The organism is Afifella sp. IM 167, assembly GCF_020144925.1.
In the GTDB taxonomy this organism is placed as follows: Bacteria; Pseudomonadota; Alphaproteobacteria; order Rhizobiales; family Afifellaceae; genus Afifella.
The window spans coordinates 1-11,948 of the sequence record NZ_NSLC01000007.1; the positions used below are offsets into that span (position 1 = coordinate 1).

The 11,948-nt window shown below is 67.4% G+C and carries 12 protein-coding genes; 8 read left to right on the top strand and 4 right to left on the bottom strand.

Features of this window, described 5'->3' with window-relative positions; genetic code table 11:
* From CLD20_RS13460 to CLD20_RS13475, 4 genes are all read left to right on the top strand, one after another.
* A partial coding sequence (locus CLD20_RS13460; RefSeq protein ID WP_255599895.1) for a GntR family transcriptional regulator occupies positions 1-736 on the top strand: 736 nt, incomplete at its 5' end.
* Positions 733-1,941: a D-mannonate dehydratase ManD gene (gene manD, locus CLD20_RS13465; RefSeq protein ID WP_224407172.1), complete on the top strand. Its 1,209-nt coding sequence runs from the start codon at positions 733-735 to the stop codon at positions 1,939-1,941. The genes CLD20_RS13460 and manD, both read left to right, overlap by 4 nt.
* Before the next feature lies 1 nt (position 1,942).
* A complete protein-coding gene (gene uxaC, locus CLD20_RS13470; RefSeq protein ID WP_224407173.1) occupies positions 1,943-3,358 on the top strand; it encodes a glucuronate isomerase in 1,416 nt (471 codons plus the stop codon).
* Positions 3,355-4,716: a mannitol dehydrogenase family protein gene (locus tag CLD20_RS13475; protein WP_224407174.1), complete on the top strand. Its 1,362-nt coding sequence runs from the start codon at positions 3,355-3,357 to the stop codon at positions 4,714-4,716. The genes uxaC and CLD20_RS13475 overlap by 4 nt, the downstream gene beginning before the upstream one ends.
* Here the strand turns inward: CLD20_RS13475 and mntR are convergent.
* On the bottom strand, positions 4,713-5,162 hold the full coding sequence (gene mntR, locus CLD20_RS13480; protein ID WP_224407175.1) for a manganese-binding transcriptional regulator MntR: 450 nt from the start codon (positions 5,160-5,162) through the stop codon (positions 4,713-4,715). The two genes, CLD20_RS13475 and mntR, sit on opposite strands and share 4 nt — an antisense overlap.
* A 183-nt stretch (positions 5,163-5,345) precedes the next feature.
* On the opposite strand from mntR, the gene CLD20_RS13485 reads away from it, so the two are divergent.
* The 4 genes from CLD20_RS13485 to CLD20_RS13500 are packed head-to-tail and all read left to right on the top strand — an operon-like array spanning position 5,346 to position 9,169.
* Positions 5,346-6,341, top strand: coding sequence for a metal ABC transporter solute-binding protein, Zn/Mn family (locus CLD20_RS13485; RefSeq protein WP_224407176.1), 996 nt, complete (start codon positions 5,346-5,348; stop codon positions 6,339-6,341).
* Positions 6,325-7,128 (top strand): metal ABC transporter ATP-binding protein, encoded by an 804-nt coding sequence (locus CLD20_RS13490; RefSeq protein ID WP_224407177.1) that lies wholly within the window; start codon positions 6,325-6,327, stop codon positions 7,126-7,128. The genes CLD20_RS13485 and CLD20_RS13490 overlap by 17 nt, the downstream gene beginning before the upstream one ends.
* A complete protein-coding gene (locus CLD20_RS13495; protein WP_224407178.1) occupies positions 7,125-8,264 on the top strand; it encodes a metal ABC transporter permease in 1,140 nt (379 codons plus the stop codon). Before CLD20_RS13490 ends, CLD20_RS13495 begins: the two co-directional genes overlap by 4 nt.
* Positions 8,264-9,169 (top strand): metal ABC transporter permease, encoded by a 906-nt coding sequence (locus CLD20_RS13500; RefSeq protein ID WP_224407179.1) that lies wholly within the window; start codon positions 8,264-8,266, stop codon positions 9,167-9,169. Before CLD20_RS13495 ends, CLD20_RS13500 begins: the two co-directional genes overlap by 1 nt.
* A 9-nt stretch (positions 9,170-9,178) precedes the next feature.
* Here the strand turns inward: CLD20_RS13500 and CLD20_RS13505 are convergent, their stop codons facing one another.
* From CLD20_RS13505 to CLD20_RS13515, 3 genes are read right to left on the bottom strand one after another with little or no spacing between them, the layout of a single operon-like run.
* Positions 9,179-9,940: a sulfite exporter TauE/SafE family protein gene (locus CLD20_RS13505; protein ID WP_224407180.1), complete on the bottom strand. Its 762-nt coding sequence runs from the start codon at positions 9,938-9,940 to the stop codon at positions 9,179-9,181.
* On the bottom strand, positions 9,937-11,442 hold the full coding sequence (locus tag CLD20_RS13510) for a tripartite tricarboxylate transporter permease (protein ID WP_224407181.1): 1,506 nt from the start codon (positions 11,440-11,442) through the stop codon (positions 9,937-9,939). Before CLD20_RS13510 ends, CLD20_RS13505 begins: the two co-directional genes overlap by 4 nt.
* 10 nt (positions 11,443-11,452) lie before the next feature.
* Positions 11,453-11,944 carry a tripartite tricarboxylate transporter TctB family protein gene (locus tag CLD20_RS13515; protein ID WP_224407182.1) on the bottom strand — a complete coding sequence of 164 codons (492 nt, stop codon included), beginning with the start codon at positions 11,942-11,944 and terminating at the stop codon, positions 11,453-11,455.
* Positions 11,945-11,948: the final 4 nt, after the last annotated feature.

Here is an 11,948-nt window from a genome sequence, read left to right on the forward strand (position 1 = left end):
CCCTTTCCCGCCCATCGTGACCAGGCCCGGCGAGCGCGGCACCATGACCCATCGGGTCTATCGGGCGCTGCGCGAGGCGATCGTCACGATGCGGCTTCTGCCCGGCAATCTCCTGTCGGAGGCGGAAGTGGCGCGGCAGATGGGCATCTCCCGGCAGCCGGCGCGCGAGGCCTTCATCAAGCTTGCCGAGATCGGACTCCTCAGGATCGTCCCGCAGCGCGGCTCCTTCGTCGCCGAAATCTCGGCCCGCGACGTCGCCAATGCGCGCTTCATGCGCGAGGCGATCGAGACGGCGATCGCGCGCAAGGCCTGCGAGAGCGCGACGGCGCGTGACCTCTCGGCGATCGAGCGGCTCGTGGAGGACCAGGAGCGGGCGGCAAAGGAGAACGACCAGGAATGGTTTCTGGAGCTCGACGATGCCTTCCACCAGCAGATCGCGGCGAGTGCCGACTGCCTCTACGGCTGGCGGATCGTGGAGGACCTCAAGGCCCAGATGGACCGGGTGCGCTTCCTGTCGCTGCCGGAAGCCACGCCCATCGCCAAACTGATCGCCCAGCACCGGGGGATCGCCGCCGCCATCGGCGCGCGGGACCCGGAGGCCGCGGCCAACGGCATGCAGACGCATCTTGCCGAAATCCTCTCCTCCCTGCCCAAGCTCGCCGCCCGGCACGCCGAGATGTTCACCGACGAAGAGGCCGAGCCGGCCGGCCGCCAGGAAGACAGGGTCAGAACGTGAAGATCATCGACGCCCGGGTCATCGTCTCCTCTCCGGGGCGCAACCTCGTTACCTTGAAGATCGAGACGGAGGACGGGATTTCCGGCATCGGCGACGCGACGCTGAACGGGCGCGAGCTCGCCGTCGTCGCCTATCTGCAAGACCACGTCGTCCCCTGCCTCATCGGCCGGGACGCGCGGCGCATCGAGGATATCTGGCAGTATCTCTACCGGGGCGCCTACTGGCGGCGCGGCCCGGTGACGATGACGGCGATCGCCGCCGTCGACGTCGCGCTCTGGGACATCAAGGCGAAGGCGGCCGGCATGCCGCTCTACCAGCTTCTCGGCGGGCGCAGCCGCGAAGGCGCCCTCGCCTACGGCCATGCCGACGGGCGCAACCTCGAAGAGGCCCTCGCCTCGGTGGAGAAGTACCGCAAGGCCGGCTACCGGGCGATCCGCGTGCAATGCGGCCTGCCCGACATCGAGAAGGTCTACGGCGTGCATGTCGGCGAAGGACCCTACGAGCCGGCGCAGCGCGGCCTCCCCGAGGAGGAGCGCTGGTCGACGCCGGCCTATATGCGCTTCGTGCCGACGCTCTTTGCCGCCGTGCGGGAAAATTTCGGCGAGGAGGTCGCCCTCCTCCACGACGTGCACCACCGGCTAACGCCCAACGAGGCGGCCCGGGTCGGCAAGGATCTGGAGCCCTACCGGCTCTTCTTCATGGAAGACGCGACGCCGGCGGAGAACCAGGAGGGTTTCCGCCTCATCCGGCGCGCCACGACCACCCCCCTCGCCACGGGGGAAGTGTTCAACTCCGTATGGGACGCCAAGGCGCTGATCACCGAGCAGCTCATCGACTATGTGCGCGCCACGATCGTGCATGCCGGCGGCATCAGCCACATGCGCACGATCGCCAGCCTCGCCGGGCTCTACGGCGTGCGCACGGGCTTTCACGGGGCCACCGACCTCTCGCCGGTGACGCTCGGCGCGGCGATCCATTTCGACACCTGGCTGCCGAATTTCGGCATTCAGGAATACATGGCCCATGCGGAGGAGACGATGCAGGTCTTCTCGCACGGCCACCGCTTCGAGGACGGCTACCTCATCGTCAGCGAGGCGCCGGGGCACGGCGTGGAGATCGACGAGGCCAAGGCCGCGCTCTACCCTTACCAGCCGGCCTATCTGCCGGTGAACCGGCTCGAGGACGGAACGGTCTGGGATTGGTGAGATGAAAGCTGCCGACCGGCTACACCCCGACCGGCTCTTTGCCAGCGAGCCGGAGCAGCGAAGGATCGCGCGCGCACTCTACGAGGAGGTCGCGGAGCTTCCCATCATCTCGCCCCACGGGCATTGCGATCCGCGCTGGTTCGCCGAGAACGAGCGCTTCCCGGACCCGGCCGAACTCCTCATCGTGCCGGACCACTACGTCTTCCGCATGCTCTATTCGAAGGGCGTTTCGCTCGACGCGCTCGGCATTCCCCGCCGCGACGGCACGCGCGAAAGCATCGACCCGCGGCGCGTCTGGCAGATTTTCGCCGACCACTGGTACCTCTTCCTGGGCACACCTACCCGGCTGTGGATGGACTATGTCCTCGTCGAGGTGCTCGGCATTTGCGAAGAGCTGACGCCGGAGAGCGCGCCCGCCATCTACGACGCGATCGAGTCTCGGCTCGCCGAACCCGGCTTCCGGCCACGGGCGCTCTACGAGCGCTTCGGCCTGGAGGCCCTCGCGACCACGGATTCGGCGAGCGACAGCCTGGAGCACCATCGCGCCATCGCCGATTCAGGCTGGAAGGGGCGCATCCTGCCGACCTTCCGGCCCGATGCGGTGACGGACGCCGCCAAGCCCGGCTTTGCCGAAGAGGTCGAGAAGCTCGGCGCGGTTTCAGGCGAATCCGTCGACACGTTCGACGGCTATCTGAGGGCGCTGCATCACCGGCGGCAGTTCTTCCGCTCCATGGGCGCCACGGCGACCGACCACGGGGCCGAGAGCCCGACCGTGCTCGACCTCGGACATCAAGAGGCGGCAGCGCTTTACGACAAGGCGCTGAGAAAGAGAATCACGCCTCAGGAGGCGGCCGCCTTCTCCGCCCACATGCTCTTCGAAATGGCGCGGATGAGCGTCGAGGACGGGCTCGTCATGCAGCTGCATGCCGGCTCGCTGCGCGATCGCAACCGACCCCTCTTCGAGGCCTACGGGCCGAATGCCGGGGCCGACATCCCGCAGGCCGTCAGCTTCGTCCACGGGCTGAAGCCGCTGCTGGACGCCTTCGGCAACGAGCCGCGCTTCACCCTCATTCTCTTCACCCTCGACGAGACGACCTATGCGCGCGAGCTCGCCCCGCTCGCCGGCCATTATCCCAGCCTCCTCCTCGGGCCGCCCTGGTGGTTCCATGACAGCCCGGAGGGCATCCTGCGCTATCGGCATACGGTGACCGAGACGGCCGGCTTCTTCAACACGGCCGGCTTCAACGACGATACGCGCGCCTTCCTGTCGATACCGGCGCGCCACGACCTTTCGCGGCGGATGGACTGCCGGTTCCTGGCCGAGCTGGTGGCCGAGCATCGGCTGACGATGGCGGAAGCCAGGATGCTCGCCCGCGAACTCTCTCACGGGCTCGCCAAGCGCGCCTACCGGCTGTGACCGCCTCCCCGTTTCGCATCGTCCATCTGGGCGTCGGCAATTTCCACCGCGCCCATCAGGCCTTTTACACCCAGAAGGCCAACGCGGCCGCCGGCGAGGCATGGCGCATCACCGGCGTCTCGCTGCGCCGCCCCGACACGCGCGACGCGCTGGCGCCGCAGGGCTTTCGCTACACCGTCGAGATCAACGCGCCGGACGAGACGCGCTACGAGACGATCTCGGTCCTCGACGACATCCTCGTCGCCAGCGAGGACCCCTCTTCCGTCGTCGCGGCGATCGCCGATCCGAGGACGGCGCTCGTCACGCTGACGGTGACGGAAAAGGGCTATCACCTTCGCCCCTCCGACCGGAGGCTCGACCTCGACGACCCGAAGATCGCCGCCGACATGACAGCCGAGGTCCCGACGACGACCATCGGCATCCTCGCGGAGGGGCTGGCGCGCCGCATGGCGGAGGGCGCAGGGCCCTTGACGGTGCTTTCCTGCGACAACCTTCCGGAGAACGGCGCCGTCCTGGAAGCCGCGATCCTCGCCTTCGCCGGCGAAAGGCGGGCCGGCCTCGGCCAATGGATTGCGACACACGCCGCCTTCCCCTCCTCCATGGTGGACCGGATCGTGCCGGCGACCAGCGAAGAACTGAAGGCGCGTGTACGGCAGGCGACTGGACAGAACGACGCCTGGCCGGTCGCCACCGAAGACTTTTCCGAATGGGTGATCGAGGATCGTTTCGCCGGCCCGCGCCCCCTCTGGGAGATGGCCGGCGCGCGCCTCGTCCCCGATGTCCGCCCCTACGAGATGCGCAAGCTCCGCATGCTCAACGGCGCGCATTCGGCGCTCGCCTATGCCGGCACGCTCGCCGGCAAGACATTCGTGCACGAGGCGATCGCGGACGAGGATCTCGCCGGGCTGGCGAGAGCCGTCATGACCGAGAGCGGCGAGACGCTGCCGGAGGAAGTGCGAGTCGCTTCAGGGGAATACGCCGAGGCGTTGATAAAGAGATTCTCCAATGGCGCGCTCAATCATCGCCTGAGGCAGATCGCCATGGACGGCAGCCAGAAGCTGCCGGCGCGCCTCGTCGCGCCGCTCAACGAGCGCGTTGGCAAAGGCCTGGAATCGCCGGGGCTGGAGCGGGCGATCGCCTCTTGGATCGCCTTCCTCGGTCGCGATTTCCGCGACGGCGAGCCGGTCGACGATCCGCTGGCGGAGCGGCTCAAGGCGCATTGGAGCAGCGCCGACGGGTTCGTAAGCTTTGCGCGCGCTGTCCTGACGGAGCCGGCGGTCTTCAGCGATCTCGCCGCGCGCCGGCCGGAGGTTGCCGAAAGACTTGCGGCGCACGCCGAGGCGATCTTCGCCGCCTAGCCTTTCGCCGCTTCCCGTGCGCTCTTTTCCACGAAGGCGCGGAAGGCGGCCAGCGTCTCCTCGCTGACATGGTGCTCGATGCCCTCGGCGTCCTGTTCGGCCGTCTCGCGCGTCGTACCGATGGCAAGCAGGAAGTCGCGCACAATCGCATGGCGCTTGCGCGATCTGGCCGCCATCGCCCTGCCCTCGTCAGTGAGGAAAATGGCGCGGTAGGGCTCCGACTTCACCAGTCCGTCGCGAATGAGGCGCTGGATCGTCCGGTTCACCGTCGCATGGGTGACGCCGAAGCGCTCGGCGAGGTCGGTGGCGCGCGCCTCGCCATGGGCGGCGATGAGATCGTCGATCAGCTCGACATAATCCTCCGCGACTTCGAACTGATGCGCCTTGCGCACGCGCTCGAAGGCGGCGCGCTGACGCGCGGGATTGAGAAGGCTCGTCTCGGCCATTTGCACCTGTCCCCTGCCGGCGAACTGCGACAGTAACAAATTTTCGCGGGCGCACAATGCTTAGCCGAAGCTACGTCGCAGACGATCCTCCCCCCTGCCCGAGGTACGGTGCCCTTGACGAAGCTTGGAGAAACTATAATTTCACCCGGAGCTAAAAAACTCATTACGAGGTTCATATTGGCGATGCCGTCAAATCTCCGGCGCCTGGCAGCGGCCCTTGCGGGGGCAGCGCTCGGCGGACTCCTTTCCGGAGCTGCGGCGCAGGCCGACGAGAAGCCTCGGGCCATTACCACGGTCGGCATGATCGCCGATGTCGCCCAGAACGTCGCGGCCGAATGCGTCGCCAGCGAAGCGCTGATGGGCCCCGGCGTCGATCCGCATCTCTATCAGGCGAGCGCCGGCGACGTGCATGCCTTCGACCGCGCCGACATCATCCTCTATTCCGGCTATGCGCTGGAGGGCCAGCTCGGCGACGTCCTGGAGCGCTTTGCGCGCCGCAAGCCGACCGTCGCGGTCTCCGAGCAGGCGATCGATCCCTCCGAACTGATCGGCGCGCCGGGCGGGCACGGCATCGATCCGCATCTGTGGATGGATGCCAGCCTCTGGGCGCGCCTTGCGCCGACCATCGCCGAAGCGTTCCTTGAGGTCGCGCCGGATTGTTCGGCCGCAATGCAGGCGAACGCGGCTGCCTATCAGGCGCAGCTTGCGGCCCTCCACGACTGGGTAAAGACGAGCATCGCGACGATCCCGGAGCGGCAGCGCATCCTCGTGACCGCGCACGACGCCTTCGCCTATTACGGCCGCGCCTACGGCATCGAGGTCACCGGCATCCAGGGCATCAGCACCGAGGCGGAGGCGAGCGTCGCCGATATCCGCAACGTGGCGCAGCTCGTCGTCGACCGGAAGGTGCCGGCGATCTTCGTGGAATCGACCATCAATCCGCGGACCGTCCAGGCGATCGTCGATGCGGCGCGCCAGAAGGGTCAGGAGGTCCAGATCGGCGGCCAGCTCTATTCCGATGCGATGGGCGAGCCCGGCACGGCCGGCGGCACCTATCTCGGAATGATCTTCGAAAACACGCGCACCATCGTGGAGGCGCTCGGCGGCGAGCCGGCGCCCCTGCCCGGCGCGCTCAAACCCTGGGCGGACAAGTGGAATGTTGATGTCGCCCAGCGCTGACCGCGCTCTCGACCTTCAGAACGGCGCCGAACCCCTGCACGAGCCCGGGCTTGCCGTGCATGTGGAGGACCTGACGGTCAGCTACCACGAAAAGCCCGTCCTCTTCGACATCGACCTCAACGTGCCGCCGGGCGTGATGTGCGCCGTCGTCGGGCCGAACGGGGCGGGAAAATCGACGCTGATCAAGTCGATCCTCGGGCTGGTGAAGCCGACTTCCGGGCACATCACCCTGCACGGCCTTTCCTACCGCGAGGTGCGATCGAGGGTCGGCTACGTGCCGCAGCGCTCCACCGTCGACTGGGACTTTCCGACCACGGTCCTCGACGTCGTCACCATGGGCCTTTACGGCCGCCTCGGATGGTTCAAACGGCCGGGCCGGCACGAACGCCGCAAGGCCGAGGAAGCGCTGCGGCTGGTCGGCATGGAAGACTTCGCGCGGCGCCAGATCAGCCAGCTTTCCGGCGGCCAGCAGCAGCGCGTCTTCCTCGCCCGCGCCCTGGTGCAGGAGGCTGACGTCTATTTCCTCGACGAGCCGATGGCGGGTGTCGACGCGACCACCGAAAGGGCGATCGTGAAAATCCTCGGCCGGCTGCGCGACGCCGGCAAGACCGTCATCGTCGTCCATCACGACCTGCAGACGGTAACGACCTATTTCGACTGGCTCGTTCTCCTCAATGTGCGCGTCATCGCGCAGGGGCCGGTGCAAGAGACCTATACGGCGGAGAACCTGCGCGCGGCCTATGGCGGCCAGATCGCGCTCCTCGATCGCGGCGCGCCGGCCGAATGAACGGCGCCCTCGCTTTCCTTTCCGACTACACGATCCAGAACGTCGCTTTCGGCGCCGCCATCCTCGGCACGATCTCCGGCGTGCTCGGCGTCTTCGCCGTGCTGCGCCAGCAGAGCCTGCTCGGCGATGCGCTCTCGCATGCGGCCCTGCCCGGCATCTGCCTCGGCTTCCTCCTCGCCGGCAGCCGCTCGCTTCCGGCGATCCTCGCCGGCGCACTCCTCACAGGCATTCTCGCCGCCCTCGTCATCCTGGTCCTCACCAGCCGCACGCGCCTGAAGACGGATGCGGCGATCGGCATCTCGCTGTCGGTCTTCTTCGCCGCCGGCGTGGTGCTCCTCACCTATATCCAGGGCACGGGAAATGCCTCGCAGGGCGGCCTCGACACCTTCCTCTTCGGCCAGGCGGCGGCAATCCTGAGATCCGACCTCTACGTGATGGGCGCGATCGCGCTCGTCGGCCTCGGCATCGTCGCGGCCTTCTGGAAGGAGTTCAAGCTCGTCACCTTCGATCCGGATTTCGCCGGATCGCTGGGCATGCCGGTCAGGCGCATCGAGACGGCACTGACGCTCCTCATCGCCCTCGCCGTCGTCGTCGGCCTGCAGATGGTCGGCGTCGTGCTGATGGCGGCGATGGTCATCGCGCCGGCCGTGGCCGCAAGGCAATGGGCGCGCTCGCTGGGCGCCATGGTGACGCTCTCGGCGCTTGCCGGCATCGTCGCCGGCGCCTCGGGCGCCCTCCTCTCCTCGCTCGCCTCCGGCCTTGCTACCGGGCCGCTCATCGTCCTCGCCGCCACGCTCCTCGTCATCGTCTCTCTTCTCTTCGCCCCGCAGCGCGGCATCCTGTGGTCGGTAATTCGGCGGCGCAGAGCCGCGCATCACCTTCGCGGCAGGCAGGTCCTCGCCACGATCCATGATCTGGCGAGCGCGCATCACGACACGTCCTATCCGGCGGAGCAGTCGATGCTCGACGCCTATCACGGCCTCGGCACCGGCGCGGTCCTCTCCCGGCTCGAAGGCCGCGGGCTCGTGCGGCGCACCACCCACATGCCGCAGGAGGGGCCGCATTGGGAGCTTACCGAGGAAGGTCGCGCACAAGCCCGCGAGAGTCTCGGCGAGACGCCGCCGGAGAGCGCCTGATGCTCGCCGCCGCCCTGGAAAACATTCCGCTGATGATCGTCGCGACGGGCGCGCTCGTCGGCATCGCCGCCGCGCTGCCGGGCACCTTCCTCGTCCTCAGGGGCTCTTCGCTGCTTTCCGACGCCATCAGCCATTCCATCGTGCTCGGAATCGTCCTCGTCTGGATGATGAGCGGGGCGCAGAGCGGGCCGCTCCAGCTCATCGGCGCGGCGGTCACGGGGCTTGCCACCGTCTTCCTCACCGAACTCGTCGCCGGCACCGGACGAGTGAAGAACGACGCGGCCATCGGGCTCGTCTTTCCGGCCCTCTTCTCGATCGGCGTCCTCCTCCTCAACGTCTATGCGCGCGACGTCCATATCGACCAGCACACGGTGCTACTCGGCGAGATCGGTTTCGTCTGGCTGGATACGGTGGCGCTCGGCGCCTACGAAGTGCCGCGATCGCTCCTTTCGATGGGCGCGATGTGCGCGATCAACCTTGTCTTCGTCGTCCTCCTCTTCAAGGAGCTGAAGCTCGCCACCTTCGACCGGGCGCTCGCCGCCGCGCTCGGCTTCATGCCCGGCCTTCTCTTCTACGCGCTGCTCGCGCTGACCAGCGCGACGGCCGTCGCCGCCTTCGACGCGGTGGGCGCCGTCCTCTTCATCGCCTTCGTCATCGTGCCGCCTTCGGCGGCCTATCTCCTCACCGACCGGCTCTCGCTGATGCTCCTCCTGTCGGCGGCGATCGCGACGCTTTCCAGCATCGCCGGCTATGTCGTCGCCGTCCTGTTCGACGTTTCCATCGGCGGGATGATGGCCGTGATGACCGGGCTTTTCCTCCTCCTCGCCTTCCTCTTCGGACCGCGCTACGGCATCATCGCGCAAGCGCTCCGGCGCCGTCGCGCGGCGACGGTGACGCCGGCCTGAGGGCGCGGCTCAGGTGAGCGCCGTGCGCACCAGCATGTTGGCGCCGAGCAGGAAGAGCAGCAACAGCACGATCCTGCGGAACACCGCCTGCGGCAGGCGCTCGCCGATCGCGTTGCCGACCCACATTCCGGCGAGAATCGGCCCGATGCAGATTGCCGCGATGAGGACGCGGCGCGCGTCTAGGATGCCGATCGTCCAGAACGACCCGGCGACGAGGATGCCGGCGACGAGGAAGAACAGGCCGAGCGTGGCGACCATCGCCCGCCGCTCCACCCCGACCCCGACGAGATAGATGACAAAGACGGGTCCGTTCGCCGTCGTCAGCGCGCCGACGATACCGGCAAGCACGCCGGTGACGCCGCCCGCCTGTCGCTCGAAGCGCGGCGGAACCTGGATGCGCGGGCTCAGCGCCGTCAGGAGCGCGAAGGCCATGACGAAGGCGCCGAGCGAGATCGTCAGCGTCTCCGGCGCGATGGCGTGGACGAAGAGCGCGCCGACCGGCACGCCGAGCACGAGGCCGGCGACCACCGGCCAGAATCGCCGGAAGGTCTCCCTGGCCATGCCGGAGGCGCTGTACTGGAAGATGTTGACGATCGGCATGACGACGGCGTTGACGGCGAGCGCCACATCGATCGGCACGATCAACGGCAGGACCGAGATGGTGATAAGCGGCAGGCCGAAACCCGAGCCGCCCTTCACCAGCCCTCCGAGAAAGTAGATGAGAAGAAGCCCGGCGATCTCCAGAATGCCGAGCCCCAGCCACTCGCTCACGCAGGCTCTTCGGCGAAGCGCGAGCGACGCTCGCGGAGCTCGTTGCGCACCAGCGCCACGATCGAGATGACGCTGACCGTCCAGAAGAACCAGGTGATCGGGCCGCGGAAGAGAATCTCGAAATTGCCGCCGGACATCAGCATCGCCTGGCGGAAATTGTCCTCCAGCAGGGGCCCGAGGATGAAGGCGATGAGGAACGGCGCGGCGGGCATGCGCACGCGCAGCATGAAGTAGCCGAGCCAGCCCATCAGGAACATGACGACGACGTCGAAGACGGAATTGTTCACCGCGTAAACGCCGAAGACGCACAGCACCAGGACGCTGGGAAACAGGAGCGAGCGCGGAATGTCGGCGATGAAGCGGAAGAGCCGGATCGCCACCGAGCCGACGAGCAGAAGAAGCACCGAGCTCACCATCAGGCCGATGAAGAGGGCGTAGATGATGTCGGCATTGGTCATGAACATCATCGGCCCCGGCTGCAGGCCGTGGATCATGAAGGCGCCGATGATGATGGCGGTGATGACATCGCCCGGCACGCCGAGCGCGAGAAGCGGGATGAGCGTCGCCCCGGCGACGCCGTTATTGCCGGCCTCCGCGGCTGCGACGCCCTCGATCTCGCCCTTGCCGAAATTGGCCTTGCGCGGCGAGTTTCGCCTCGCCTCGCTGTAGGAGAGGAAGGCGGAGGGGGCGGCGCCGATGCCCGGGATTGAGCCGAGGAAGACGCCGATCAGCGAACCGCGGACGATCGTCTTGAAGGACCGCTTGTACTCCGCGAACGTGACGTGGTGCTGGCCGAGCGAGCGCACCTTGTCGTGCGAATCGTCCGGATTCCAGATGAAAGAAATGATCTCGGGTATGGCGAAGAGGCCGATGAGGACGGCGATGAAGTTGAGCCCGCCCATGAGGTTCGGATCGCCGAAGACAAAGCGCTCCGTGCCGTAGACCAGATCGAGGCCGACCGTCGCCAAGAGAAGGCCGAGACAGGCCGAGATGAGGCCCTTCAGGAGGCTCGCGCCCGAAACGCCGGCAATGATGGTCAGCGAGAACAGGATCAGCGTGAAGAATTCCGGGGGACCGAAGGAAAGCGCGAAGGAGGCGAGCCAGCCGGCGAAGAGGATGAGGGCGAGATTGGAGATGAGGTCGGCGGTGCAGGAGGCGTAAAGCGCCATGCCGAGCGCCTTGCCGGCCTTGCCCTGCTCGGCCATCGGATAGCCGTCCAGGACGGTGGCGCTGGAGGCCGGCGTGCCGGGCGTCTTGATGAGGATCGCCGGGATCGAGCCGCCGAAGATGCCGCCCTTGTAAACGCCGAGGAGCAGGAGGATGCCGTAGATCGGCGGCAGGGCGAAGGTGAAGGGCAGCGTCAGCGCGACCGCCATGGTGGCGGAGATGCCCGGAATGGCGCCGGCGAAGACGCCGACGACGATGCCGCAGAAGAGAGCCGCGAGGCTCTGCCAGTGGGCCACGAGGCCGAAACCGAGGCTGAGGCTGTCCAAGAAGCTCATATCGGGATCCTTAAGGCAGGCGGATGAACTCGCCCTGCGGGATCGGCACGCCCGCCACGTGATAGAAGAACGCGTAGGTAAAGAGCGGCAGCGCGAAAGCGACGATGAGCGCGGTGATGCGGTAGCGCGAGCGGATGATCAGGGTGAGGACGAGAAAGGCCAGCGCCGACGCCCAGACCATGCCGATATAGGCGATGGCGAGGTAGTAGCCGGCCATGAGGACGGCGAGCGCAGCGAGCCGAAACCAGGCGCCGTGGCGCGGATTGGCCCATTCGTCGAGATGGTCCGGCTCTCGCCGACCGAGAAGCTGCTGGCCGACGAGCAGGCCGCCGCCGATGAAAATCATCCAGGCGATGATGGTCGGCCACAGGATCGGCGAGAGCACGATGCTGCGCACGCTCCTCGGCGAGGAAACGCCGACGGGAATGAGCACGAAGGCCAGCGCCAGCGCGAACAGCATGACGATCAGGCCGAGCCAGATATTGCGGTGAAGTCGGGGCATTCAG